Genomic DNA, 24,628 nt, shown 5'->3' on the forward strand with positions numbered 1-24,628 from the left:
TCAGCGGGCCTGCTCGGCGGTCCGTTCGCCCGCACGCTCGGCGGCCAGCCGCGCCCAGTCCTGGAGCGACCGCACGCCGATGTCGGCGGCCCGCAGGGCCTCGATCCCCTGCACCGCCGCGCCCAGACCCTGCACGGTGGTGATGCACGGGATGTTGCCCATGATCGCGGCCGTGCGGATCTCGTAGCCGTCCAGGCGCGGTGAGCCGCCCCCGGAGCTGCCGTGGGGGGTGTTGACGATCAGGTCGACCTCGCCGTCGGCGATCCGGCCCACGATCGTGCGCTCGCCGTCGGGTCCGTCGCCCTCGCTGAACTTGCGGACCACGGTCGCCGAGACGCCGTTGCGCCGCAGCACCTCCGCGGTGCCCTGGGTCGCGAGGATCTCGAACCCGAGGTCGGCCAGCCGCTTCACCGGGAAGACCATCGTGCGCTTGTCGCGGTTCGCCATCGACACGAAGACCCGGCCCGAGAGCGGCAGCGAGCCGAACGCCGCGGTCTGGGCCTTGGCGAACGCGGTGCCGAAGTGGGCGTCGAAGCCCATCACCTCGCCGGTGGAGCGCATCTCCGGGCCCAGCACGGTGTCGACGTTCTGGCCGTCCGGGGTGCGGAACCGGTTGAACGGCATCACCGCCTCCTTGACCGCGATCGGGGCGTCGCCCGGGAGGTCCCCGCCGTCGCCCTCCGCGGCCAGCAGCCCCTCGGCCCGCAGCTCGGCGACGGTCTCGCCGAGCATGATCCGGGCGGCGGCCTTGGCGAGCGGGCGGGCGGTCGCCTTGGAGACGAACGGCACCGTGCGGCTGGCACGCGGGTTGGCCTCCAGGACGTAGAGCACGTCGGAGCCCAGGGCGAACTGGATGTTGAGCAGGCCCCGCACCCCGACTCCCTTGGCGATCGCCTCGGTGGCCACGCGGATGCGGTCGATCTCGGCCTTGCCCAGGGTGATCGGGGGCAGCGCACAGCTGGAGTCGCCCGAGTGGATCCCGGCCTCCTCGATGTGCTCCATCACGCCGCCGAGGTAGAGGTCGGTGCCGTCGTAGAGCGCGTCCACGTCGATCTCGACCGCGTCGTCGATGAACCGGTCGACCAGCACCGGGTGCTCGGGGCTGATCTCGGTGGCGCGCTGGATGTAGCCGCGCAGGGAGTCGTCGCCGTACACGATCTCCATGCCGCGCCCACCCAGGACGTACGACGGCCGCACGAGCACCGGGTAGCCGATCGTGGCCGCGATCTCCTGGGCCTCGGCGAAGGTGGTCGCCATGCCGTGCAGCGGAGCGGTCAGCCCGGCCTCGGCCAGCACCCGCCCGAAGGCGCCGCGCTCCTCGGCCAGGTCGATCGCCGCCGGCTGCGTGCCGACGATCGTCACGCCGGCGTCCTGGAGGCCCTGGGCCAGCCCGAGCGGGGTCTGGCCCCCGAGCTGGCAGATCACGCCCGCCACCGGCCCGGCCTGCTGCTCGGCGTGGACGATCTCGAGGACGTCCTCCAGGGTCAGCGGCTCGAAGTACAGCCGGTCGGAGGTGTCGTAGTCGGTCGAGACGGTCTCGGGGTTGCAGTTGACCATCACGGTCTCGTAGCCCGCGCCGCCCTTGGACGCCGACAGCGCGAGGCTGGCGTGCACGCAGGAGTAGTCGAACTCGATGCCCTGGCCGATCCGGTTGGGTCCCGAGCCCAGGATGATCACGGCCGGGCGCTCGCGCGGGGCGACCTCGGTCTCCTCGTCGTAGGAGGAGTAGTGGTACGGCGTGGCCGCCGCGAACTCCGCCGCGCAGGTGTCCACGGTCTTGTAGACCGGGCGCACGCCGAGCGCGTGGCGGACGCCGCGCACGACGTCCTCCTTCATGTCGCGCATCCGGCCGAGCTGACGGTCGGAGAAGCCGTGCCGCTTGGCCAGGCGCAGCAGCGTCGGGGTCAGCTCGGGGGCGGCGATGACCTCCTGGGCGACCTCGTCGATCAGGCACAGCTGGTCGACGAACCAGGGGTCGATCCGGGTGGCGTCGTGCACCTCCTGGGCCGTGGCGCCGGCGCGCAGGGCGTCCATCACCTCGGCCAGCCGGCCGTCGTGCGGGCGCGAGATGGTCTCGAGCAGGGCGTCCTTGTCCAGCTCCACGTGGGAGTGGCTCCAGGAGAAGACCGCCTTGGGGTCCTCCAGGGACCGCAGGGCCTTCTGCAGCGCCTCGGTGAAGTTGCGGCCGATCGCCATCGCCTCGCCGACCGACTTCATGTGCGTGGTCAGCACCGGGTCGGCCGAGGGGAACTTCTCGAACGCGAACCGCGGCACCTTGACCACGACGTAGTCCAGGGTGGGCTCGAAGGCCGCCGGCGTGCTGCCGCCGTCCTCGCGGGTGGTGATGTCGTTGGGGATCTCGTCCAGGGTGTAGCCGATGGCGACCTTGGCCGCGATCTTGGCGATCGGGAAGCCGGTCGCCTTCGAGGCCAGCGCGCTGGAGCGCGAGACCCGCGGGTTCATCTCGATGACGACCACGCGACCGTCGGCGGGGTTCACCGCGAACTGGATGTTGCAGCCGCCCGTGTCGACGCCGACCGAGCGGATGATGCCGATGGAGAGGTCGCGCAGGTGCTGGTACTCCCGGTCGGTGAGCGTCATCGCCGGGGCGACGGTGATGGAGTCGCCGGTGTGCACGCCCATCGGGTCGAGGTTCTCGATCGAGCACACGATCACCACGTTGTCGGCGGTGTCGCGCATGACCTCGAGCTCGTACTCCTTCCACCCGATGATCGACTCCTCCAGGAGGACCTCGGTGGTGGGGCTGGCGGCGAGGCCGGCGCCGGCGATGCGGCGCAGGTCGGCCTCGTCGTAGGCCATGCCCGAGCCGGCGCCGCCCATGGTGAAGCTGGGACGCACCACCATCGGCCAGCCCAGGTCGGCGCTGGCCGCGAAGCACTCCTCCAGGGTGTGGCAGACCGCCGAGCGGGCCACCTCTCCCCCGAGCTCCTCGACGATCTTCTTGAACGACTCGCGGTTCTCGCCGCGGTTGATCGCCTCGATGCTCGCGCCGATCAGCTCCACGCCGTACTTCTCCAGGACGCCGGCGGCGTCCAGCGCCATCGCGGTGTTGAGCGCGGTCTGGCCGCCGAGCGTGGCGAGCAGGGCGTCGGGGCGCTCCTTCTCGATGACCTTCTCGACGAACTCGGCCGTGATCGGCTCGACGTACGTCGCGTCGGCGAACTCCGGGTCGGTCATGATCGTGGCCGGGTTGGAGTTGACCAGGATCACGCGCAGGCCCTCCTCGCGGAGGACCCGGCAGGCCTGGGTGCCGGAGTAGTCGAACTCGCAGGCCTGGCCGATGACGATCGGGCCGGAGCCGATGACCATGACGCTGGAGATGTCGGTGCGCTTGGGCATCTCAGGCCCCCTTCCGCTCGGACATGAGCTGGCAGAACCGGTCGAACAGGTAGGCGGCGTCGTGCGGGCCGGCCGCGGCCTCGGGGTGGTACTGCACCGAGAAGGCGGTCAGCTCCCCGTCGGCGTCACGCAGCTCCAGGCCCTCGACGACGTCGTCGTTGAGGCAGACGTGGCTCACGCTCGCGACGCCGTACGCCGTCTGCGTGGTCCCCTCCCGCGGCGCGTCGACCGCGAACCCGTGGTTGTGGGCGGTCACCTCGACCTTGCCGGTGGTGCGGTCCATCACCGGCTGGTTGATGCCGCGGTGGCCGTAGGTCAGCTTGTAGGTGCCGAAGCCCAGGGCACGACCGAAGAGCTGGTTGCCGAAGCAGATCCCGAAGTAGGGCAGGCCCGCCTCGAGGGCGCCCTGCAGCAGCTCGACCTGGGAGGTCGTCGCCGCCGGGTCGCCGGGGCCGTTGGAGAAGAACAGCCCGTCGGGGGCGACGGCCCGCACCTGCTCGAGCGTGGTGGTCGCGGGGAGCACGTGCACCTCGATCCCCCGCTCGGCCATCATCCGGGGCGTGTTGGCCTTCAGGCCCAGGTCGATCGCGGCGACGGTGAAGCGCTTCTCACCGACGGCCGGGACGACGTACGCCGTGTCGACGCTGACCTCGCCGGCCAGCTCGGACCCGGCCATCTCGGCCGAGCCGCGCACCCGCTCGAGCAGGGCGGCGGGGTCGGTCTCGGTGCTGGAGATGCCCACGCGCATCGCGCCGCGGTCGCGCAGGTGGCGGGTCAGGGCGCGGGTGTCCACGCCGGAGATGCCGACGACGCCCTGGTCGAGCAGCTCCTGGTCCAGGGAGCGGGTCGAGCGCCAGCTCGACGGCACCCGGGCGGGGTCGCGGACGACGTAGCCGCTGACCCAGATGCGACGGGACTCGGCGTCCTCGTCGTTCATGCCGGTGTTGCCGACGTGCGGGGCGGTCATCACCACGACCTGGCGGTGGTAGGACGGGTCAGTCAGCGTCTCCTGGTAGCCGGTCATCCCGGTGGAGAACACCGCCTCGCCGAAGACCTCGCCGGGGGCGCCGTACGCCTCGCCGACGAAGGAGCGACCGTCCTCCAGGACGAGGATCGCGGGGGTCGTGGGCCTGCGGGTGCGGGCATGCGGTGACACGCCGTACCTCCTTCTCCGCCTCACGGGACGGGTCGTTAAAGGATGCCGAACGGGGACGAGGCTACCAGCGCCGCGACCCCCGGAGATCACCGCTCCCCGGGGCGTCCGAGCCGACGCGGCAGCACCTCCGCCACCCCGGCGATCACCCGGCGACCTGTCCTCGAGCCCACCACTTGCGTCCGGTGGGGCGGAGCGGTCAGGCCGTGGTCGGGCGCCGACGCAGGCGCAGCCAGCCCGCCCGGACGACCGCGACCACGGGCCCGGCGAACGGGAGGAGGAAGGACAGCAGCACCAGCCCGACGGCGTACGGCCAGCTCCAGTCGCGCCGCGACACCTTCCACAGGGCGAAGAACACGAACGCGATCGCCACCACGCTGCCGAGGAAGATCACCGTCTCCATCGGGTTCGGCGCCAACGGAGTCAGCTTCTCCACGTCGCTCACCAGCACGCCCAGCGTCCCCCACGTCGTCATGGAGCCGGATCCTAGGACACCAGGACCGGCCTCGCTGGGACGTTCCTCAGGACAGCCCGACGATCGTCCCGTCGTCGAGCAGGTCGATCCGGGAGGCGGCCGGGGTGGCCGGGAGGCCCGGCATCGTCATCACGTCGCCGCAGACCAGCACCACGAACCCGGCGCCGGCGGCGAGGCGCACCTCGCGCACGTGCAGGTCGTGGCCGGTGGGGGCCCCGCGCAGGGTGGGGTCGGTGGAGAAGGAGTACTGCGTCTTGGCCACGCAGACCGGGAGGTCGCCGTACCCGTCGGCCTGCAGCCGGTCGACCCGACGCCGGGCCTTGGCGTCCCAGGTGACGCCGGAGGCGCCGTACAGCCGGCGGGCGAGGGTCTCGGCCTTCTCCACCAGCGGCAGGTCGTCGGGGTAGGTGAGGGCGAAGGTCGAGGGCCCCGCTCCCTCGAGCAGCGCGACGACGCCCCGGGCGAGGTCGGTGGCGCCGGCGCCGCCGTCGACGAAGTGCGTCGCCGGGAAGGTGCGCACGCCGAGCGCGTCGACCAGCTCGACCACCCGGGCCACCTCGGCGTCGGTGTCGGTGGGGAACCGGTTGAGCGCGACCACGGCCGGGACGCCGTGGACCTCGGTGACGTTGTGGAGGTGGCGCTCGAGGTTGGCCATCCCGCGCTCGACGGCGGCGAGGTCCTCGCGGCCCAGGTCGGCGACCTCGACCCCGCCGTGGAACTTGAGGGCGCGCACCGTGGCCACCACCACGGCGGCGTCGGGACGCAGCCCGGACTTCCTCGCCTTGATGTCCACGAACTTCTCCGCGCCCAGGTCGGCCCCGAACCCGGCCTCGGTGACGACGTAGTCGGCCAGCCGCAGCGCCGCCCGGGTGGCGACCACCGAGCTGCACCCGTGGGCGATGTTGGCGAACGGCCCGCCGTGGACGAACGCGGGCGTGTGCTCCAGGGTCTGCACCAGGTTGGGGGCGAGCGCGTCGCGCAGCAGCACCGCCATCGCGCCGTCGGCCTCGAGGTCGCGGGCGGTGATCGGCTGCTTGTCGCGGGTGTGCCCCACCACGATGTCGCCGATCCGGCGCTTGAGGTCGGCCCAGGACTCGGTGAGGCAGAAGATCGCCATCAGCTCCGAGGCGACCACGATGTCGAAGCCGTCCTCGCGGGGAGAGCCGTTGGCCGGTCCGCCGAGGCCCACCACCACCTCGCGCAGCGCCCGGTCGTTGAGGTCGACCACGCGCTTCCAGTCCACCGAGCGCACGTCGAGGCCCAGTGCGTTGCCGTGCTGGACGTGGTTGTCGACCAGCGCCGCCAGCAGGTTGTGCGCCGCCGCGATCGCGGCGAAGTCGCCGGTGAAGTGCAGGTTGATGTCGCTCATCGGCACGACCTGGGCGTAGCCGCCGCCCGCGGCACCCCCCTTCATCCCGAACACGGGACCCATCGAGGGCTCCCGCAGGCAGGCCATCGACCGCAGCCCGAGGTGCCGCAGGGCGTCGCTGAGCCCGACCGTGGTCGTCGTCTTCCCCTCCCCCGCCGGTGTAGGCGAGAGCGCGGTCATCAGGACCAGCTTGCCGAGCGGGCGGTCCTCCAGGGACTGCAGGTGGCGCAGGTCGACCTTGGCCTTGTGGTGGCCGTACGGCACCAGGTGCTCGGCGTCGATGCCGAGCTCGTCGCGAGCGACGTCCACGATCGGTCGCGGCGACGCGGCGTTCGCGATCTCGATGTCAGGCAGCACTAGGAACTCTCCTTCGTGACGCCCACGCGTCTGAGCAGTCGTGAGCGGTCCGCGGTGTCCGGGAGACCGTGCAGGTCGGACTCGACGTTCCTGCGCGCCACGACGGCGGCGGCCCGTGCCACGTCGGCCGCCGCGAGCAGGTCCGCGCGCACGCCGCCCCACGCCGAGGTCCCGAGCCGCTCGGCCAGGTCCAGCACCTCGGCGGCGACCTCCAGCACGAGGGCCTGTGGGAGGGCCGCCGCCAGGAGCGATGCCTCCACGGCCCTGCTGCGCGCGGCGTCGTGCGACGCACCTCGCGGGAGGGCCCACGCCGCGGCCACCGACGCGAAGGCCGCCTCGTCGTCGCTCGCCAGCCGCTGCGACCGGGCGACCAGCTCGTGGGCGCGGGCGGCGAGCGACTCCTGGTCGCAGTGCCGGGCCACCATCTCGACCAGGGCCGCGGACTGCGCGGCGCACAGGGCTGCGACGGAGCCGCTCGCCGGCGTCGGGGTGCGGGCGCCGAGCCCGGCCAGGAAGTCGGCGACCGTCCTGGTGTCCTGCTGCGAGTCGCGCGCCACGAAGCCAAAACTAGTGCGGCCCGACGCTGCGCGGTCACCCCGGCCACCACCCGGTCCTTCGCCACGGGCCCTACCACCGGCGATCACGGGTGTCAGGAGGCGCCGTCGGGGTGCTCGACGGCCTCGAGGACGACCGGGAGCAACGAGTCGGCGATCACGGCGTACCCCGCGCTCGAGGGGTGGAAGCGGTCGGCCGAGAACAGGGACGGGTCGGTCGCGAAGGCGCGCGAGGCCCGTTGGTCGGGGTCGGCCACGCGCCCGCCCTCGGCGACGACGACGGCCACCTGCTGCTCGCGGAACGCCGCCCCCGCGCTCCGGACGACCTCGCGCAGGAACACGGGCACGTGGGGCACCGCGCTCAGGTCTGGCGCCGGTGCGACCACGACCTCGGCACCGAGGGCGCGCAGTCGGTGCACGGCGTCACCGAGGGCACGGACCGCCGGCTCGACGGGCTCCAGGTGCGTCAGGTCGTTGGCGCCGACGACCACGACGACCACGGTCGGGGCCCATGGTGTGACCGCCCGGACCTGCGCCGCCAGACCGGAGCTCCGGGCCCCCGGCACGGCGAGGACGCGGGCCTCCACGGCGTGTCCGCGCAGCTCGAGGCCCTCGGTCAGCCGTGCGGCCAGCCGGTCACGCTCGCGCGCGGCCCCCTGGCCCCACGCGATCGAGTCACCCAGGACGGCCAGCCGCGTGTTCACCCCTTCAGCATGAGCCGCCCCCCAAGGGGTGAGGGTGCTGGGCCCCTGCTAGGCCAGCGCCCCGTCCAGCACGGTCGGGCGCCCGGCGAAGACGGTCGCGACGACGGCTCCGGTGAGGGTGCGCCCGTGCCAGGGATTGTTGCGCGAGAGCGACACCGAGGCCTCGCGGTCGACCGGGACCGCGGCCGCCGGGTCGACCAGCGTGAGGTGGGCCGGCTCGCCGACCGCCAGGGTGCCGCCGTGGGAGTCCAGGCCGGCGATCCGGGCCGGGTTCTGCGACATCACCCGCGCGACGCCGGCCCAGTCGAGGGCGCCGGAGCCGACCATGACGTCGCTGACCACCGACAGGGCCGTCTCCAGGCCGAGCATCCCGAAGGCGGCGTCGACGAAGGCGTGCTCTTTGTCGTGGCGGGCGTGCGGGGCGTGGTCGGTGGCCACGGCGTCGATCGTGCCGTCCGCCAGGGCGGCCCGCAGCGCGTGGACGTCCTCCTCGGGCCGCAGCGGCGGGTTGACCTTGAAGACCGGGTCGTAGTCGCCCAGCAGGTCGGTGGTGAGCAGCAGGTGGTGCGGGGTGACCTCGGCGGTCACGTCGATCCCCTGCGCCCTGGCCCAGCGCAGCACCTCGACGGAGCCGGCGGTGGAGACGTGCGCGACGTGCAGGCGGCTGCTGGTGTGCCGGGCCAGCATCACGTCGCGGGCGACGATCACCTCCTCGGCGATCGACGGCCACCCGGGCAGGCCGAGCCGTCCCGAGAGCTCCCCCTCGTGGCAGCAGGCGTTGGGGCCGGCGAGGTCGGGGTCCTGGGAGTGCTGGGAGACCACGCCGCCGAAGGCGCGGACGTACTCCAGGGCCCGACGCATCACCCGCGGGTCGTGCACGCAGCGGCCGTCGTCGGAGAACACCCGCACCCGGGCGCGCGAGCGGGCCATCAGCCCCAGCTCGGCGAGCTCGTGGCCCTCCAGGCCGCGGGTGACGGCGCCGACCGGCTGCACGTCGACCAGGCCGGCGGCGCGCCCCAGGTCCAGGACCCGCTCCGCGGCCTCGGCGGTGTCGGTCACGGGGCTGGTGTTGGCCATCGCGAGCACGGCGGTGAACCCACCGACGGCCGCGGCGCGCGAGCCGGTGAGGACCGTCTCGGCGTCCTCGCGGCCGGGCTCGCGCAGGTGGGTGTGCAGGTCGACCAGGCCCGGAAGGGCGACCAGCCCGTCGGCGTCGACGACCCGGGCGCCGGAGGGCTCCTCGTCGACCAGGACGCCGTCGGCGACGTACAGGTCGCGGGCCTCACCGCCGAGGACGGAGGCGCCGCGGATGACCAGGGGCTCGCTCACGCGATGCTCCCTTCCCCTGCGAGCAGGTGGTAGAGCACGGACATGCGGACGGCCACGCCCGCGGAGACCTGGTCGAGCACCGCCGAGGAGGCCGCGTCCGCGGCGTCGGCGGCGATCTCCAGGCCGCGGTTCATCGGGCCGGGGTGCAGGATCGGGGTGTCTGGTCGCAGCAGGGCCAGGCGGTCGCGGGTGAGCCCGTAGCCGACCGTGTACTCCCGCGCCGTGGGGAAGAACGCACCGCTCATCCGCTCGCGCTGGACGCGCAGCATCATCACCGCGTCGACCTGCGGCAGCACCGCGTCCAGGTCGTACGCCGTCGCGAAGCCGGCCGCCTCCGACCAGCTGCCGACGCCCGCGGGCATCAGGGTCGGCGGCGCGACCACGGTGACCTGCACGCCGAGCTTGGTCAGCAGCGCGACGTTGCTGCGGAAGACCCGGCTGTGGGTGACGTCGCCGACGATCGCGACGTGGCGACCCTCCAGCGCACCGAGCCGCCGCGTCAGCGTGTAGGCGTCGAGGAGGGCCTGGGTGGGGTGCTCGTGGGTGCCGTCGCCGGCGTTGACCACGACGGCGTCGGTCCAGCGGCTGACCTGCTGGGCGGCGCCGCTGGCCATGTGCCGGACCACCAGGCCGTCGACCCCCATCGCGGCGACCGTGAGCACGGTGTCGCGCAGGCTCTCGCCCTTGCTGACGCTGGAGCCCTTGGCCGAGACGTTGATGACGTCGGCCGAGAGCCACTTGCCGGCGATCTCGAAGGAGGAGCGGGTGCGGGTGGAGTCCTCGAAGAACAGGTTGACCACCGTGCGGCCACGCAGCGCGGGCAGCTTCTTGACCGAGCGCCGCTGCACGTCGTGCATCTCGGTGGCCGTGGCGAAGAGGGTCTCGACGTCGTCGACGGAGAGGTCGTCGACGGAGAGCAGGTTCTTGCGCATCAGCGAGTGGCCTCCTCGGTGGGCGTGGGGGCGATCCGCACCTCGTCGTGCCCGTCGACCTCGTCCAGGCGCACGAGCACACGCTCGCTGCGGGCGCTGGGGAGGTTCTTGCCGACGTGGTCGGCGCGGATCGGGAGCTCGCGGTGCCCGCGGTCGACCAGGACCGCGAGCCGCACGCTGGCCGGGCGGCCCAGGTCGTTCATCGCGTCCAGGGCGGCGCGGACGGTGCGCCCCGAGAACAGCACGTCGTCCACCAGCACGACGACCTTGCCGTCGATGCCGCCGGCGGGCACCTCGGTGTGCTGCGGCCCGCGGGTGGGGTGGCGACGCAGGTCGTCGCGGTACATCGTGATGTCGAGGGTGCCGGTCGGCACCTGCACCCCCTCGACCTTGGCGATCCGGGCCGCGACCCGCTGGGCCAGCGCGACGCCGCGGGTGGGGATGCCGAGCAGGACGAGGTCCTCGGGACCCTTGTTGCGCTCCAGGATCTCGTGGGAGATCCGGGTCAGCGCCCGGGCGATGTCGCGGGCGTCCAGGACGGTGCGGCCGTCCCCGGCGCCGGACGGCTGCGGGGGTGCCTCGCCGGCCGGTGCGGCTGCGGGGGTGTCGTCGGGGGTTTCGGAGGGCGCCATCGGCACCGGACCTCCTTCTCCGCCTCACGGGACGGCTCGTTAAAGGATGTCGAACGCGGCGACCCTACTGCACGGGCCGTCCCCGCGGCCGACCCCTGCGCGGGCTCCTGGGAGACTCACGCCCGTGCGTACCTCTCGCGGCCTGGCCGGTGTCCTCTCGGTCCTGATGGCCACCGGGTGGGCGGCCAACCACTTCGCCGCGGTGATCCCGGTCCTCGCCGGGCGCGAGGGGCTCTCCGCGGTGCTGCTGGACGGCGTCTTCGGGGTCTACGCCCTCGGGCTGCTGCCCGGGCTCTTCGGCGGGGGCACCCTGTCGGACCGCGTCGGGCGGCCGCTGGTCGTGCTGCCCGGGGCGGCGGTCGCGGCCCTGGGCACCGTCGTGCTGCTGGCCTCCCACGAGCCGACCGCCCTGCTGGTGGGGCGCCTGGTGGTGGGCCTGGGAGCCGGGCTGACCTTCGGTGCCGGCACCGCGTGGTGCGCCGACCTCGGCGGCGCGGCCGGCACCGTGCTCGCGGGCGTCTTCCTGACCTCGGGCTTCGCCGTGGGGCCGCTGGTGTCCGGGCTGCTCGCCCAGCTCGGCCCCGCGCCGCTGCGGCTGCCGTTCGTGGCCTCGCTGGTGCTGTCGCTGGTGACCGTGCTGCTCGCGGCCCGGCTCAGCGTCCCCGAGACCCGGGCCCGGCTGGCCGAGGCCCGCGGTCGCCCGGCCCCCGCGGTCGACCCGGTGCACTCCGCCCGGGCCGCGCTGGCGTGGTCGCTGCCGGTCGGGCTGGTGGTCTTCGCCAGCCCGACCATCACGATCGTGACGCTCCCGCCGCGTCTCCCCACGGCGTACGACGGGCCGCTGCTCGTGGGCGTCGCGGCGATCCTGGCCCTCGGCACCGGGATCGTCATCCAGACCGTCGCGCGGCAGCGCGCCTGGGGACCCCGCTCGGGCGTGGCCGGCGCGGCCTGCTCGGCGGCCGGCTTCACCCTGATGGCGGCGACCGGTCCGCACCTGGGGCTGGTCGCGTTCGCGGTGATCTGCGTGCTGATGGGCCTGGCCTACGGATTGTGCCTGCGCGAGGGCCTGCTCGACGTCGAGACCCTGTCGCCGCCGGCGCGTCGCGGGACCCTCACCGGGCTCTACTACGTGGTCACCTACCTCGGCTTCGGGGTGCCCCTGCTGCTGGTCGCCGTCCGCCCCGCCGCCGGTGTCGTGCTGCCCGCGCTGGCGCTCGCCCTGGTGGCGCTGCTCGTCGCCGTGGGCCGGGCGCTGCAGCTGCGTCACGGGCACCCGGCGCGCTCGACCTGAGGCCGGCCCACGCTCTCCTAGGGTGACGCCATGACCAGCTCCCCCGGCACCACGAGCCCCACCGGCACCCAGCACTCCTCCGACGACCCCCGCAACGCCGGGATCCAGATCTGGATCGACGGCCGGCTGCTGCCCCGCGAGCGCGCCGTCGTGTCGGTCTTCGACTCCGGGTTCGTGCTGGGCGACGGCGTCTGGGAGGGCCTGCGCGTCACCGGCGGCCACCCCGCCTTCCTCGACCAGCACCTCGACCGCCTCGCCGAGGGCGCCCGGGCGCTGATGATCGACCTCCCCCCGCGCGAGGAGATCGCCGAGGCGATCTACGCCACCCTGCGGGCCAACGAGATGACCGACGGCGTGCACGTGCGCCTGATGGTGACCCGCGGCGTGAAGTCCACGCCGTACCAGGACCCGCGCGTCACCGTCGGCCCCGCCACCGTCGTGGTGATCGCCGAGCACAAGGAGCCGATGCCGGCCACGGTGGTCGAGGGCATCACGTTGTTCACCACCCACGTGCGGCGCGCCTACCCCGACACGCTGGACCCCAAGCTCAACGCGCACAGCAAGCTCAACGACGTGACCGCCTGCATCCAGGCCTACACCGCGGGCGCCGACGAGGCGCTGATGCTCGACCCCCACGGCTTCGTGGCCACCTGCAACAGCACCCACTTCTTCATCGTCACCCGCGCCGGCGAGGTGTGGACCTCCGACGGCCGCTTCTGCCTCGGCGGCATCACCCGCTCCAACGTGCTGGAGGTCTGCCGCACCCACGAGATCCCCGCGCGCGAGACCACCTTCAGCCTCACCGACGTCTACGGCGCCTCCGAGGCCTTCGTGACCGGCACCTTCGCCGGGGTGGTGCCGGTGCGCACCGTCGACGGGCGCACCATCGGCGACGGGCTCCCCCACGCCGGCGCCCGCGGACCCGTGGTCGAGCGGCTCCAGGAGCTCTACCAGGCCCACGTCGCCGCCGACATCGCCAGCCGCGCCGCCTCGGCCCCGGGGGCGGCCCGATGACCGTCCGGGTCGCGATGTGGAGCGGCCCGCGGAACATCTCCACCGCGATGATGCGGGCCTGGGAGAACCGGCCCGACACCGTCGTCGTCGACGAGCCGCTGTACGCCGCCTACCTCGCCGCCACCGGCATCGACCACCCCGGCGCGGCCGACGTGATCGCCTCCCAGCCCACCGACTGGCACGAGGTCGTCCGCTCCCTGAACGCGCCCGTCGACGCCGCCGTGCACTACGCCAAGCACATGACCCACCACCTGCTCCCGGGGATGGACCTCGACTGGGTGCGGGCGTTCCGCAACGTGCTGCTGATCCGCGACCCGGCCGAGGTGGTCGCGTCCTACGTGCGCTCGCGGGAGGCCTGCGAGCCCGAGGACATCGGGCTGCTCCAGCAGGCGCGGCTCCTCGAGGTGCTGCCGGAGGACACGCCGGTCGTCGACGCCGGCGACTTCCTGCGCGACCCCGAGGCCCACCTGCGCTGGCTGTGCGACTGGCTCGGCATCGACTTCACCGAGCGCATGCTCACCTGGCCGGCCGGCCCGCGCGACTCCGACGGGGTCTGGGCGCCGCACTGGTACGCCGCCGTCGAGGCCTCCACCGGCTTCGAGCCCTGGCGCGCCCGCTCGCTCGAGCTCGACGACCACGACACGGGCGTCGCGGAGGCCTGCCGACCGGCGTACGACCTCCTGCACGCGCGGCGCCTGCGGCTGTGACGCACCGGCAGTCGTCGGGCTGAGCTCCTCGCAGCGGGGATCTGTGGTCGATCACGCGCACCAGGTGCCTGCGATCGACCACACATCCCCGCGTGCAGCCCGCCCGTGCCGTCAGTCCAGGCAGAACTCGTTGCCCTCGACGTCCTGCATCACCAGGCAGGACTCGTTGACGCCGTCGGCCTCCATCAGGCGCACCCGGGTGGCGCCGAGGGTCGTGAGGCGCTCCTCCTCGGCGAGGAGGGCGTCGAGCCGCTCCTGGCCCACCAGCCCGACACCCACGCGCACGTCGAGGTGGAGCCGGTTCTTGACCGTCTTGGCCTCGGGCACGCGCTGGAAGAACAGCCGGGGGCCGACGCCCGTCGGGTCCTGGCAGGCGTACGCCGACCCCTGGTGCTCCGCCGGGAGGGTGGCGTCGAAGGCCTCCCACGAGTCGAACCCCGGCGGTGGCTGCGGCACCTCGTAGCCGAGCACGTCGCACCAGAACAGGGCGACCCGCTCGGGATCGGTGCAGTCGAAGGTGACCTGGACCTGCCTCAGCGTCGTCATCGCAGCACCCTAGAGGCCGACCCCGACACCGAGAAGGGGCTCAGGGCTCCTGCCACAGCTCGACGGGGTTGCCCTCGGGGTCGTGCAGACGGGCGAAGCGACCGGTCTCCGGCGTGTCCCACTCGGGCCTGGTCTCCACCTCGACACCGGCTGCGCTCAGCTGGCCGAGCAGGGTGTCGAGGTCGTCGACCCTCAGGTTCAGCATCACCTGACGGTCCCGGTGCCAGTAGTCGGTCTCCCGGGGGAAGGGCGCGAAGACCACGGGTCCGCCGCGCACGGTCCAGGTGTGCTCGTCGGCCGGCCCCGCACCCGGGGCGGCGTGACCGGCGCCGACACCCAGGTGCTCGGCGTACCACGTCGTCAGGGCCTCGGGGTCGTCCGCGCGGAAGAAGATCCCGCCCACACCCAGCACGCTCATCGGCTTCCTCCTCGGTCCACGACCCTACTGGCGCCGACGACCTCAGGACGCCGGGGCGGCCGCGACCAGGCGCGGCAGCACGACGTACGGCGGCACGTCGAGCTGCAGGGTGGCCGGCGGACCGGCCGTCTCGCACGAGCGGGTCGAGACGGTGCAGCGCACCCAGGTGAGGCGGATGGTCGGCTGGCCGGACGCGTAGCCGGGCGCGCGGGCGATCGCGAGCACGTGGTCGCCGTCCTCCCAGCGCGGGCCGCCGGCGTCGTACCACCCGAAGCGGCCGTCGAACCGGGCTCGCACCCGGCCCGTCGACGCGTCGCGCACCACCAGGGGCCGCAGGAAGACGTCGTAGCCGCGGGGGTCGGCGTCGTGCGGCGTGCCCGAGAGCAGCAGCCGTCCGTCGGGGTTGAGCTGCTGCGGGACCTCGCGCCGGGGCAGCGACCAGGGGCCGCTCGTCGCCGGCCCGGTCACGAAGGCCGGCGTGTCGTCGGGGGCGCGCGCCGCCACCAGCCGGGCGCCGTCGCGGCTGGCCAGCAGGCCCGTGTCGGGCAGCACGCGGCGCACCGTGCCGGTCGCGAGGTCCCAGGACGCGGTCGAGCGGTAGGTGCCCACCAGCGCTCGCCCGGGCGTCAGCGTCAGCACCCGCAGCTGCTCGTCGCGGAACCGCTGGCGGGCCACCTCGGCGCCGTCGGAGGTGCGCGACACCACCACCGTGGCTCGCGCCGGTCCCTGCTGGGCCAGCCAGGCGAAGGTGCGGCCGTTCGCGGCGACCGCGAGCACGAGCGGGGCGGACCGGGTGCGGGCCAGCACGCGGGTGCGCCCGTCGCGCCCGACCCGGAAGGCGGTCGGACCGGAGCGGCCCGCCGCGACCAGGAGGTACGCCGACCCGGCGCGGTCCAGCGAGACCACGTCGCCCGCCCGCGAGCCGGGCAGCGTCACGCGGACGTTGAGCCGGCCGTCGTGCAGCCGCGAGGTCGTGGCGTCCCACCAGGGCAGCCGCGGGTCGGCCCCGTGCCGGAGCCGGGCGGGGTCGACCACGGCACCGCGCGGTCCCCCGGTCGGCGCCGGCGTCGCGGACGGCTGGCGGGCGTCGTCCGCGGGCGCCCCCGCGGCGGACGGCGCAGCAGCGCTCCCCCCGGTGCCGGCCCGGGACCCGGTCGACGCGCAGCCGGCCAGCCCGAGGACCGCCGTCAACCCGGCCGCGACGACCCCGGCCCGCCTCATCCCGGCACCCTCAGCCCAGGTCCTTGAGCGCTTCCTCGACCGCACGGTGCATGGTCGGGAAGGCGTAGATCATCGACAGCAGGCGGCTCGTGGGGATCTCGGCGTGCACGGCCGTGGTCAGCATGCCCAGGATGTCGCCGCCGGTCGGGCCGACCACCGTGGCCCCGACCAGCACGCCGCGGTCGGCGTCCTCGATCACCTTGACCAGGCCCTGGGCCCGGTTGATCCAGCCGCGCGAGTTGGCGGCCATGTCCTGGTGGCCGATCCGCAGGTTCAGACCGGCGTCGCGGGCCTGCTGCTCGGTCATCCCGACGCCACCGACCTCGGGATCGGTGAAGGTCACGTGCGGGACGGCGTGGTACTCCGCCCGCGGCCCGTCCTTGCCGAGCACCGAGGCCACGGCGACCGCGGACTGGTACATCGACATGTGCGTCCAGGCCCCGTGCCCGGCCACGTCGCCGATGGCCCACAGCCCGTCGCCCGCGACCATCCGGTCGTCGACCTCGATGCTGTGCGCGGCCGGGTCGAGCCCGACGGTCTCCAGGCCGAGGTCGGAGAGGTTGGGGCGGCGGCCGGCGGCGACCAGCAGCTTCTCGACCTCGATCTCCTGGTCGGCCAGCGTGATCGTGAAGTGCCCGTCGGCGTACGCCACCCGCTGGACGTCGACGTCGGTGAGCACCTGGATGCCCTCCTCGGCGAAGACCGTGCCGAGCAGCTCACCCGCCTCGGGCTCCTCGGGGCCGAGGATGCGCGGGCCGCGCTCGAGGACGGTCACGCGCGTGCCGAACCGGGAGAAGCCCTGGGCCAGCTCGGCGCCGATCGGGCCGCCGCCCAGGACGGCCAGGGAGGCGGGGGCGGTCTCGGCCCGGAGCACCTCGCGGTTGGTCCAGTACGGCGTGTCCGCCAGCCCGTCCACCGGCGGCGCGGCCGGGGAGGTGCCCGGGTTCAGCACGACCCCGCGGGTGGCCTCGAAGGTCTCGCCGTCGACCTCGACGGTCCGGGGCCCGGTGAGCCGGGCGTGGCCGCGCACGAACCGCACGCCCGCGTCGGTCAACCGGTCGACGCCGGCCTGGTCGTCCCAGTCGCTGGTCGCCTCGTCGCGGATGCGCTTCGCCACGACGGAGAAGTCGGGCTCCACCTGGGCGGCACCGGCCAGGCCGTCGACCCGCCGGGCCTCCTGGAGCGCCTCGCCGGCGCGGATGATCATCTTGCTGGGGATGCAGCCGAAGTAGGGGCACTCCCCACCCACCAGCCGCTCGTCCACGCCCACCACCGACAGCCCGGCCTTCGCCAGCTCGGTCGCCGCCGCCTCGCCGCCGGGGCCGAGACCGATCACCACCACGTCGCACTGTGTCGTCATCGGGCCAGTCAAGCAGCGCCGACCCCATCGGTCAGGCCCCGGGCCGTCGTCGCGGTCGGCGGTGCCGGCGCGGACCTCTCAGACGTCGGGCGAGGTGACCGTGGTGACCAGCCGCGTCACCGACGGCGCCCGGGGCGTCGACCCGAAGCCGAAGCCCGGCTCGGGGGCCACCGGGGCCAGCTCACCGAGGTCCTCGCCGCGCCAGGTGCCGGTCAGGGACGTCACGCGGTGCAGGTCGGTGGCCCCGTAGGTCTCGGTGCGGCCAGCGCCCGCCGTGCCGCGCGTGCGGACCCCGCGGAGCAGGAGGCGGGCCACCGGGTCCGTCACCCGGGCCCAGGTCGGCGAGGTGGCCAGTCGGTGCGGGACCAGTCGCAGCAGCCACCCCAGCGGTGCCCGTCGCCCGACGGAGAAGGTCAGCTCCAGGCCGGGGGCCTCGACGTCCCACCAGCCCTCGCCCGAGCGCACGCCCACGGGTCCGACGTCGACGTGGTCGAAGCGGTAGGTCGCGGACACGAAGGCGGCCACCTCTGCCGACGGGGCCAGCAGCCGGCGGGTGCCGTCGGGCTCGGCCAGCATCACGTCGGCGAAGTCGCCCAGCGGCGAGTCCGACCACCGGCCGACCACGACGCGCACGCCGGCGGTGGTGCCCACGCCCGCGATCTGGCCGTCGAACCGCTCGGTGATCACCTCGGGAGGCTAGCCGCCCGCCCCCGGGGTGCCCGCAGGGCCCTCAGCGGTCGAGGTAGCGGGCCCGGGCGAAGCAGAACAGGCCGTAGCAGATCAGCCCGAGGCCGATCAGGGCGATCAGCACCTGCCCGAACGGCTGCTGCAGCACCTTCTGCAGCCCCTGGTCGAGCCCGCCGCCCTGGGCCGGCGACTGGCGGAACCCGGCCACGACGAGCAGCACGCCGACGATGGCCAGGGAGACGCCCTTGCCGAGGTAGCCGACCTTGCCGAAGACGAGGTACGCCGCTCCCGCGGAGCCCATCCGCCCCTCGGTGTCCAGGTGCTCGGCGAACTTCTCCTTCCAGCCGCGCCAGGCCGTGTTGGCGGCGTACGCCACGACGGCGAGGCCGGCCAGCACCACCAGGAACGGCCCGCCCGGCCAGCTCAGCACCTGCGCGACGGTGCCCTTGCTCGAGCCCGACCGGGCGTGGGCCGCGACCTTGGCGGCGGAGAACCCGAGGGCGGCGTACACCGCGCCCTTGCCGAGCGACACCAGCCGCTTGCGCACCCGCGTGCTGCCCTCCTCGCGCCGGTGGCCGAAGGCCGCCTCCAGGAGCCGCCACACCACCAGCAGCGCCATGCCGACCGCGATCGCCCAGACCAGGGTGGTGCCGGCGGGCTGGCGGCCCAGCGCCTGGAGGGCGCCCTTGGTGCTGGCGTTCTCGTTGCGTCCCCCCAGGGCGAGCTGGAGGGCGAGCCAGCCCAGCATCAGGTGGACCACGCCGTAGGCCACCAGGCCGAACTGCACGGCGTGGTCGAGCCAGTCGCTCTGCTCGGCCTCCCGGCCCCGGCGCTGCGCCTCGTCGACGGCGTCGTCGACCGGTCCGTCCGACGAGTCCGACCGACCTGGGGACGCCGACGAGTCCGACGAGCCGCTTGCTCCGCTCCGCATGGGCCGATCATCCCAGCCCGCGGCCCCTCGTGGGGGTCAGGACGTGAAGTCGATGTCCTTGAACCACGACTCGGTGACGTAGTCGGTCTCCCAGCCCATCGACCGGTAGAGGCCGTCGGCGCCGGTGGGCGAGGAGTTGTCGACCTCGAGCCCGACCCGGTCGCGACCCCGCTCGGCGGCGTCGGCGATCACGGTGTGCAGCAGCGACTTGGCCACGCCGCGGCCACGGGCGTCGCGGTGCACGCCGATGTAGTCGACGTAGCTGCCCTCGTGGCCGTCGGCGTTCTCCGGCAGGACCGTGCTGACCAGGGCACCCGCCGGGTGCTGCTCGCCGTCGACGTCGACGAAGGCCAGCCACCAGTGGTCCCAGCGGTGGCCGGGATCCTCGCGCAGCCGCTGGACGAACTCCGGGAAGCTCTCGCGGTAGGAGTTGAAGTGGTCCTCGAAGGACTTCTCCAGCATCTCGTGCACGACCACGAGGTCGGCGGCCACCGGCAGGCCGTTCTCGTGGTGGGCCACCCGGCGGATCGTGACGCCCTCGCGCGGACCGGGCAGCGAGGTGGCCTCGTCGGCGCCGACCGGGCGGCTCATCTGCAGGTAGGTGCGCTTGTTCGTGTAGCCGGCGGCCGCCAGCCAGCCGCGCTGCACGGTGTCGGCCTCGAAGGGGCTCGCGTCCATCCGGGTGCCGTCGACGTGGCGCAGCGCGGAGATCTCGGCGGCCTGGTGCTCGGCCCAGGCGTACATCCAGCCCGCGGCCGCGTCCTGGACCTGCCGGTCGGCCACGGTGCGGTCGAGGTAGACGTGGAGCATCGTGCGGCCCTCGGCGCGGTCGTGGACCACGACCCACCCGCGGATCGCGCCGGCGGCGTCGAGCAGCACGGCCTGGCGCCGGGTCCACGAGGCCGGCCCGGCGACCTCGGAGGCCACCTGCTCCCGGTCGACGCGCCGCGAGCCGGTCCACGGCTCCTTGTCGGCCCCCCGCAGGTCCACGAGCGCGGTCAGGTCGTCGAGCACCGGCTGCCGGGAGGTCCAGCCCTCGGGCAGGTCCGGCAGGTCGGCCAGGTGGTGGGCCGGCTGGTCGGCCGGCTCGTCTGCTGGCTCGTCTGCTGGCTGGGGTCGGTCAGCGCGTGCGGAGGTCACCGGCCCATCCTGCCCGACCCGGGGGTGCGGGCGTGCACCCCCGCGCGTGGCCGGTGGTCCCGGGTGTCCTGCCTGCTCAGCCGGCGAGGTGCTCGTGGTCGCGGACGATGCCGCCCAGCACCCCGTTGACGTACGCCGGGGACTCGTCGGTGCTCAGGTCGCGCACGAGGTGCAGCGCCTCGGAGACGGCGACCGCGTCGGGCACGTCGTCGACGTAGAGGATCTCGAAGGTCGCCAGGCGCAGGACGTTGCGGTCCACCGCCGGCATCCGCGCCAGGGTCCAGCCCTCGAGGTGGTCCGAGATGACCTCGTCGAGACGCGCGCGGTGCTCGACCACGCCGTGCACGAGCTCCACGGTGTAGTCGTTGACCTGGAGGTCGGACTGCACCTCGGCGAGCTGCTCGAGCGCCGAGCGGTTGCGCATCTCCGCGGCGTACACCACGTCGAGGGCGCGCTTGCGGGCCTTGGACCTCGCCGACATCAGGAGGAGACGCGACCCAGGTAGGAGGAGTCGCGGGTGTCGACCTTGATCTTCTCGCCGTTGACGATGAAGAGCGGGACCATCACCTGGGCGCCGGTCTCGACCGTGGCCGGCTTGGTGCCGCCGGTGGAGCGGTCGCCCTGCAGGCCGGGCTCGGTGTAGGTGACCTCGAGCTCGACCGAGGCCGGCAGCTCGATGTAGAGCACCGTGCCCTCGTTGGTGGCGACCATCGCCTCCTGGTTCTCCAGCATGAAGTTCTTGGCGTCGCCCACGACGTCCGGCGGGACCTCGAGCTGCTCGTAGGTGCCGGTGTCCATGAAGACGTAGGACGTGCCGTCGTTGTAGAGGTACTGCATCGTCCGCTTGTCGACCGAGGCCACCTCGACCTTGACGTCGGCGTTGAAGGTGCGGTCCACGGTCTTGCCCGAGCTGATGCTCTTGAGCTTCGAGCGCACCACGGCACCGCCCTTGCCGGGCTTGTGGTGCTGGAACCAGATGACCTGCCAGAGCTGGCCGTCGAGGTTGAGCACCATGCCGTTCTTCAGGTCGTTCGTCGTCGCCATCGCTGAGAGTCTCGTGCCTTCGTGTGGGGTACGTCGGTCCGCGCCCACCGCTCGCAGGCACGACCGCCGAGTCTAGCCGCCCCGGAGACCGGCTGGCGCGATGACCCCAGCCCGCCGAGAGGGGACTTCGTGCACGCCCCAGCCCGCTCACCGGGGACTTGGCGCACGCCCCAGCTCGCCGACCGGGGTTTCCCTGGACGTGCGGCGTGCCCGGATCCCCCACTCGGCGGCGTGCAGCGCGCACGGATCCCCCACTCGGCGGCGTACGGCGCGCCCGGATCCCCCACTCGGGGCGCGTTGGTGGACTCCCTGCGAGCGGGGCCGCGCGGTCGCCTACCGTGACGGCCATGTGGTTCCTGGGCCGTCAGATCGTCAACGCCGCCTACGCCGCCAACGCGGTCAAGCCGGTCCCGGGAGGGCGTACGGCGGTGCCGGCCTTCCTGGCCGGGTGGCTCACCAGCGAGCTCGCGCCCCAGCTGCTCGTCGCGACCGCGACCGACGCCGGGCTCGCCCTGAGGCGCGTACGCCGTGAGGGTGCGCGCCCCGGTGACCGGGCGGGCCTCGCCCTGGCCGCCCTGAGCGCGGGCGCGCTGGGCTGGATGACCCTGCAGGCGACCCGCTCGGCCGCGCGCGTCGAGTCGACCCTGCGCGAGGGTCTCGGGGACGACTACCTCGACGTGCTCGAGGACCCGCCCACCGCCGACGACCTGCGCTCCTTCGCCCGCGAGGTGCTGCGGCCGTTCTCCTTCGACCGCCACGACGTCGAGGTGGTCAGCGACATCAACTACACCGCCGGCGGCAAGCGCGCGCGGCTCGACGTCTACCGCCCCCGCGGGGTGGACGTGTCGAACGCCCCGGTCCTCGTCCAGGTCCACGGCGGCGCCTGGACGTTGGGCACCAAGGAGTCGCAGGGCCGGCTCCTGATGAACCGGATGGTCGAGCGCGGCTGGGTCTGCGTGGCGATGAACTACCGGCTCGCCCCCAAGCACCCCTTCCCGGCCCAGGTGATCGACGTGAAGAAGGCGATCGCCTGGACGCGGGAGAACATCGCCTCCTACGGCGGCGACCCGACCTACCTGGTGATCACCGGTGGCTCGGCCGGCGGCCACCTGGCCTCGCTGGCGGCGCTGACGCCGGGCAAGGCCGAGTGGCAGCCCGGGTTCGAGGACGCCGACACCAGCGTGGCCGCCTGCGTGCCGTTCTACGGCGTCTACGACATGGCGGGGATGACCGAGCTGCGGTCGGCCAAGGCCATGCGCAACGGGTTCCTGGCGCCGAAGGTGTTCCAGAAGGACCCGGTCGCCGAGCGCGACGCCTTCGTGGACGCCTCCCCGCTGGCCCACGTGAACGCCGACGCCCCCGACTTCTTCTGCCTCCACGGCGCCAACGACTCCCTGGTCGACGTGCGCCAGGCCCACGCCTTCGTCGAGGCGCTGAAGAAGGTCTCCCGCGCCTCCGTGACGTACGCCGAGTTCCCCGGCGCCCAGCACGCCTTCGAGGTGTTCGGCTCGATCCGGGCCCACCACGCCGTGCGGGCCGTCGACCGCTGGCTGGAGCACCACCGGGCCCTGTGGCTGCGCGAGCGGGCCCAGCAGCAGGGTGACGGCGAGACACCCGGCCAGACCTCCGCCAGCGCATGAGCGACCCCGCCACCCGCGAGGCCGCCGGGATCGACCCCGACCTGCTCGCCCACGCCCGGGCCGCGACCGGCTTCATGCCCGAGGACGAGGGCCAGCTGCTGCACCGCACGGCGGTCGAGCACCTCGGCGACGACCCCGCGCTGGAGGTCGGCAGCTACTGCGGCAAGAGCGCGATCTGGCTCGGCGCCGCGGCGCGCGCGACCGGCAGCACCGTGTTCACCCTGGACCACCACCGCGGCTCGGAGGAGAACCAGGCCGGGTGGGAGCACCACGACCCCACCCTGGTCGACCCGCGCGACGGCCGGATGGACACCCTCCCGGTCTTCCGGCGCGCGATCGCGGACGCGGGCCTGGAGCAGGAGGTGGTCGCGCTGGTCGGGCACTCCCGCACGGTCGCCCGGCACTGGCGCACCCCGCTGGCCCTGCTGTTCATCGACGGCGGCCACGCCGAGGAGCCCGCCCAGGACGACTACACCGGCTTCGCCCGCTGGGTGCGGCCCGGCGGCGCCCTGGTGGTCCACGACGTGTTCGAGCGGCCCGAGGACGGCGGCCAGGCGCCGTACCACGTCTGGCAGCGGGCGGTCGCGAGCAGCTGCTTCGTCCCGGTGGAGACCGTGGGCTCGATGCGGGTCCTGGAGCGGACCTCAGGCGCGGCCGGGGACCCCGTCGGCTGAGGCGGCCACCCGGTCGGTGCACCCGCACTCCAGCCCGATCTCCGGGAAGGGCGCCGCGAGGGTCTCGCCCCGCATGATCCCCGAGCCGGGGGTGGTGCGGGAGAGCGCGTCGGCGGCGAGCACGACCGCGGCGGCGGTGTACGTCGTCTGGTCGGCCGGCCAGTGGGTCTCGTCGGGCCACACGTAGCCGGTCCAGTAGGACCCGTCCTCGTGGCGCAGGTGCTGCACGTCCGCGAACAGCGCCAGGGCCCGGTCGCGCTCGTCGAGGCAGTCCAGGGCCATCACCAGCTCGCAGGTCTCGGCGCCGGTCACCCACGGGTTGGTGTCGACGCAGCGGATGCCCAGGCCGGGCACCACGAAGTCGTCCCAGCGGGCGTCGACCAGGTCCTGCCCGGCCCGTCCCCGCACGGCGCCGCCCAGGACCGGGTAGTACCAGTCCATCGAGAAGGTGCTCTTGTCCAGGAACAGGTCGGGGTGCTCACGGACCGCGTGGCCCAGCCGGCCGCCGGCCAGCTCCCACTCGGGCTGCGGCTCGTCCATCAGGCCCGCCAGGGCGACCCCGGCGCGCAGCGACTGGTAGATGCTCGCCGACCCGGCCAGCACCGCCTCGCGGTTGACCCTCGCCGGCCCGGCGTCGTCCCACTCCTGGGACCACGCGATGCCGCCGAAGGGCAGCTGCATCCCGACCACGAAGTCGAGCGCGCGACGCACCGTGGGCCACATCCGCTCGACGAACTCCAGGTCGCGCCGCACCGTCCAGTGGTGCCACACCCCCACCGCGACGTACGCCGACAGGTTGGTCTCGCCACTCGCGTCGACCTCGACGCCGCCGAGGATCTTCATCGGCCAGGACCCGTCGTGGCGCTGGCTGCGCCGGCTCCAGTCGTACGCCGCCTCGGCCGCGGCCACCTGCCCGCCCACCAGCAGCGCCATCGCGGCCTCGACGTGGTCCCAGACCATCACGTGCTGCTGGTCGGCCCACGGGATCGCGCCGTCCTCGCCCTGCACCCAGGTGATCGACTCGGCCGTGCGCGCCACCTGCGCAGGGGTGAGCACGCCGGGGACCGACGGGACGGGGTGCGAGCGCACG

The 24,628-nt window shown here is 73.8% G+C and carries 24 protein-coding genes; 5 read left to right on the top strand and 19 right to left on the bottom strand.

Annotated elements, in window-relative coordinates; genetic code table 11:
- The 9 genes from carB to pyrR all read right to left on the bottom strand — a co-directional run bounded on the left by carB (nt 1) and on the right by pyrR (nt 10,865).
- Entirely contained in the window at nt 1-3,360 is a 3,360-nt protein-coding gene (gene carB / locus ACYVDA_RS16230) for a carbamoyl-phosphate synthase large subunit (RefSeq protein WP_460819478.1), read from the bottom strand.
- A gap of 1 nt (nt 3,361) precedes the next feature.
- Nucleotides 3,362-4,516, bottom strand: a complete 1,155-nt coding sequence (gene carA, locus ACYVDA_RS16235) for a glutamine-hydrolyzing carbamoyl-phosphate synthase small subunit (protein ID WP_460819480.1) — start codon at nt 4,514-4,516, stop codon at nt 3,362-3,364.
- 196 nt (nt 4,517-4,712) lie between these two features.
- Nucleotides 4,713-4,988, bottom strand: a complete 276-nt coding sequence (locus ACYVDA_RS16240) for a hypothetical protein (RefSeq protein ID WP_460819481.1) — start codon at nt 4,986-4,988, stop codon at nt 4,713-4,715.
- A gap of 46 nt (nt 4,989-5,034) precedes the next feature.
- Nucleotides 5,035-6,714 (bottom strand): formate--tetrahydrofolate ligase, encoded by a 1,680-nt coding sequence (locus ACYVDA_RS16245; protein WP_460819482.1) that lies wholly within the window; start codon nt 6,712-6,714, stop codon nt 5,035-5,037.
- On the bottom strand, nt 6,714-7,271 hold the full coding sequence (locus ACYVDA_RS16250; RefSeq protein ID WP_460819483.1) for a cyclodeaminase/cyclohydrolase family protein: 558 nt from the start codon (nt 7,269-7,271) through the stop codon (nt 6,714-6,716). Before ACYVDA_RS16250 ends, ACYVDA_RS16245 begins: the two co-directional genes overlap by 1 nt.
- Nucleotides 7,272-7,363: 92 nt before the next feature.
- Nucleotides 7,364-7,972 carry an SGNH/GDSL hydrolase family protein gene (locus tag ACYVDA_RS16255; protein ID WP_460819484.1) on the bottom strand — a complete coding sequence of 203 codons (609 nt, stop codon included), beginning with the start codon at nt 7,970-7,972 and terminating at the stop codon, nt 7,364-7,366.
- Nucleotides 7,973-8,020: 48 nt separating this feature from the next.
- Nucleotides 8,021-9,301, bottom strand: a complete 1,281-nt coding sequence (locus tag ACYVDA_RS16260; RefSeq protein ID WP_460819485.1) for a dihydroorotase — start codon at nt 9,299-9,301, stop codon at nt 8,021-8,023.
- Entirely contained in the window at nt 9,298-10,233 is a 936-nt protein-coding gene (locus ACYVDA_RS16265) for an aspartate carbamoyltransferase catalytic subunit (RefSeq protein WP_460819486.1), read from the bottom strand. Before ACYVDA_RS16265 ends, ACYVDA_RS16260 begins: the two co-directional genes overlap by 4 nt.
- Nucleotides 10,233-10,865, bottom strand: a complete 633-nt coding sequence (gene pyrR / locus ACYVDA_RS16270; RefSeq protein WP_460819487.1) for a bifunctional pyr operon transcriptional regulator/uracil phosphoribosyltransferase PyrR — start codon at nt 10,863-10,865, stop codon at nt 10,233-10,235. The genes ACYVDA_RS16265 and pyrR overlap by 1 nt, the downstream gene beginning before the upstream one ends.
- 124 nt (nt 10,866-10,989) lie before the next feature.
- Between pyrR and ACYVDA_RS16275 the strand changes: the two genes are divergently transcribed.
- Genes ACYVDA_RS16275 through ACYVDA_RS16285 form a run of 3 tightly spaced genes read left to right on the top strand, consistent with a single transcriptional unit; the run spans nt 10,990 to nt 13,877 of the window.
- The gene (locus ACYVDA_RS16275) at nt 10,990-12,156 is read left to right on the top strand and encodes an MFS transporter (protein WP_460819488.1); all 1,167 of its coding nucleotides are present in this window, start codon (nt 10,990-10,992) and stop codon (nt 12,154-12,156) included.
- A 30-nt stretch (nt 12,157-12,186) separates the two neighbouring features.
- Nucleotides 12,187-13,170, top strand: a complete 984-nt coding sequence (locus ACYVDA_RS16280; protein ID WP_460819489.1) for an aminotransferase class IV — start codon at nt 12,187-12,189, stop codon at nt 13,168-13,170.
- Nucleotides 13,167-13,877, top strand: a complete 711-nt coding sequence (locus ACYVDA_RS16285) for a sulfotransferase-like domain-containing protein (RefSeq protein ID WP_460819490.1) — start codon at nt 13,167-13,169, stop codon at nt 13,875-13,877. The genes ACYVDA_RS16280 and ACYVDA_RS16285 overlap by 4 nt, the downstream gene beginning before the upstream one ends.
- Nucleotides 13,878-13,988: 111 nt before the next feature.
- Here ACYVDA_RS16285 and ACYVDA_RS16290 read toward each other — a convergent pair whose 3' ends face one another.
- The 9 genes from ACYVDA_RS16290 to efp all read right to left on the bottom strand — a co-directional run bounded on the left by ACYVDA_RS16290 (nt 13,989) and on the right by efp (nt 21,224).
- A complete protein-coding gene (locus ACYVDA_RS16290; RefSeq protein ID WP_460819491.1) occupies nt 13,989-14,423 on the bottom strand; it encodes a VOC family protein in 435 nt (144 codons plus the stop codon).
- Nucleotides 14,424-14,463: 40 nt separating this feature from the next.
- On the bottom strand, nt 14,464-14,841 hold the full coding sequence (locus ACYVDA_RS16295) for a VOC family protein (RefSeq protein ID WP_460819492.1): 378 nt from the start codon (nt 14,839-14,841) through the stop codon (nt 14,464-14,466).
- Nucleotides 14,842-14,883: 42 nt separating this feature from the next.
- Nucleotides 14,884-16,062 (bottom strand): hypothetical protein, encoded by a 1,179-nt coding sequence (locus tag ACYVDA_RS16300; protein WP_460819493.1) that lies wholly within the window; start codon nt 16,060-16,062, stop codon nt 14,884-14,886.
- A gap of 10 nt (nt 16,063-16,072) precedes the next feature.
- A complete protein-coding gene (locus tag ACYVDA_RS16305) occupies nt 16,073-17,422 on the bottom strand; it encodes a dihydrolipoyl dehydrogenase family protein (RefSeq protein ID WP_460819494.1) in 1,350 nt (449 codons plus the stop codon).
- A gap of 78 nt (nt 17,423-17,500) precedes the next feature.
- On the bottom strand, nt 17,501-18,109 hold the full coding sequence (locus ACYVDA_RS16310; protein ID WP_460819495.1) for a hypothetical protein: 609 nt from the start codon (nt 18,107-18,109) through the stop codon (nt 17,501-17,503).
- 43 nt (nt 18,110-18,152) lie between these two features.
- Nucleotides 18,153-19,040, bottom strand: coding sequence for a DUF1206 domain-containing protein (locus ACYVDA_RS16315; protein WP_460819496.1), 888 nt, complete (start codon nt 19,038-19,040; stop codon nt 18,153-18,155).
- Between the two features lie 36 nt (nt 19,041-19,076).
- Nucleotides 19,077-20,180 carry a GNAT family N-acetyltransferase gene (locus ACYVDA_RS16320; RefSeq protein WP_460819497.1) on the bottom strand — a complete coding sequence of 368 codons (1,104 nt, stop codon included), beginning with the start codon at nt 20,178-20,180 and terminating at the stop codon, nt 19,077-19,079.
- A gap of 76 nt (nt 20,181-20,256) precedes the next feature.
- A complete protein-coding gene (gene nusB / locus ACYVDA_RS16325; RefSeq protein ID WP_460819498.1) occupies nt 20,257-20,661 on the bottom strand; it encodes a transcription antitermination factor NusB in 405 nt (134 codons plus the stop codon).
- Nucleotides 20,661-21,224 carry an elongation factor P gene (gene efp, locus ACYVDA_RS16330; RefSeq protein WP_460819499.1) on the bottom strand — a complete coding sequence of 188 codons (564 nt, stop codon included), beginning with the start codon at nt 21,222-21,224 and terminating at the stop codon, nt 20,661-20,663. Before efp ends, nusB begins: the two co-directional genes overlap by 1 nt.
- A gap of 347 nt (nt 21,225-21,571) precedes the next feature.
- Between efp and ACYVDA_RS16335 the strand changes: the two genes are divergently transcribed.
- A complete protein-coding gene (locus ACYVDA_RS16335; RefSeq protein WP_460819500.1) occupies nt 21,572-22,864 on the top strand; it encodes an alpha/beta hydrolase fold domain-containing protein in 1,293 nt (430 codons plus the stop codon).
- Nucleotides 22,861-23,538: a class I SAM-dependent methyltransferase gene (locus ACYVDA_RS16340; protein ID WP_460819501.1), complete on the top strand. Its 678-nt coding sequence runs from the start codon at nt 22,861-22,863 to the stop codon at nt 23,536-23,538. The genes ACYVDA_RS16335 and ACYVDA_RS16340 overlap by 4 nt, the downstream gene beginning before the upstream one ends.
- Here ACYVDA_RS16340 and ACYVDA_RS16345 read toward each other — a convergent pair.
- Nucleotides 23,509-24,627: a prenyltransferase gene (locus ACYVDA_RS16345; RefSeq protein ID WP_460819502.1), complete on the bottom strand. Its 1,119-nt coding sequence runs from the start codon at nt 24,625-24,627 to the stop codon at nt 23,509-23,511. The genes ACYVDA_RS16340 and ACYVDA_RS16345 overlap by 30 nt on opposite strands.
- Between the last annotated feature and the right edge of the window lies 1 nt (nt 24,628).

The sequence above is a fragment of the Nocardioides korecus genome (assembly GCF_054778395.1).

Coding starts and splice junctions, on each gene's coding strand:
- ACYVDA_RS16305 (WP_460819494.1), bottom strand. CDS start 17,422: ATGACGACACAGTGCGACGTGGTGGTGATCGGTCTCGGCCCCGGCGGC.
- ACYVDA_RS16340 (WP_460819501.1), top strand. CDS start 22,861: ATGAGCGACCCCGCCACCCGCGAGGCCGCCGGGATCGACCCCGACCTG.
- ACYVDA_RS16300 (WP_460819493.1), bottom strand. CDS start 16,062: ATGAGGCGGGCCGGGGTCGTCGCGGCCGGGTTGACGGCGGTCCTCGGG.
- ACYVDA_RS16295 (WP_460819492.1), bottom strand. CDS start 14,841: ATGAGCGTGCTGGGTGTGGGCGGGATCTTCTTCCGCGCGGACGACCCC.
- ACYVDA_RS16265 (WP_460819486.1), bottom strand. CDS start 10,233: ATGCGCAAGAACCTGCTCTCCGTCGACGACCTCTCCGTCGACGACGTC.
- nusB (WP_460819498.1), bottom strand. CDS start 20,661: ATGTCGGCGAGGTCCAAGGCCCGCAAGCGCGCCCTCGACGTGGTGTAC.
- ACYVDA_RS16335 (WP_460819500.1), top strand. CDS start 21,572: ATGTGGTTCCTGGGCCGTCAGATCGTCAACGCCGCCTACGCCGCCAAC.
- carB (WP_460819478.1), bottom strand. CDS start 3,360: ATGCCCAAGCGCACCGACATCTCCAGCGTCATGGTCATCGGCTCCGGC.
- efp (WP_460819499.1), bottom strand. CDS start 21,224: ATGGCGACGACGAACGACCTGAAGAACGGCATGGTGCTCAACCTCGAC.
- ACYVDA_RS16315 (WP_460819496.1), bottom strand. CDS start 19,040: ATGCGGAGCGGAGCAAGCGGCTCGTCGGACTCGTCGGCGTCCCCAGGT.
- pyrR (WP_460819487.1), bottom strand. CDS start 10,865: ATGGCGCCCTCCGAAACCCCCGACGACACCCCCGCAGCCGCACCGGCC.
- ACYVDA_RS16285 (WP_460819490.1), top strand. CDS start 13,167: ATGACCGTCCGGGTCGCGATGTGGAGCGGCCCGCGGAACATCTCCACC.
- ACYVDA_RS16240 (WP_460819481.1), bottom strand. CDS start 4,988: ATGACGACGTGGGGGACGCTGGGCGTGCTGGTGAGCGACGTGGAGAAG.
- ACYVDA_RS16290 (WP_460819491.1), bottom strand. CDS start 14,423: ATGACGACGCTGAGGCAGGTCCAGGTCACCTTCGACTGCACCGATCCC.
- ACYVDA_RS16280 (WP_460819489.1), top strand. CDS start 12,187: ATGACCAGCTCCCCCGGCACCACGAGCCCCACCGGCACCCAGCACTCC.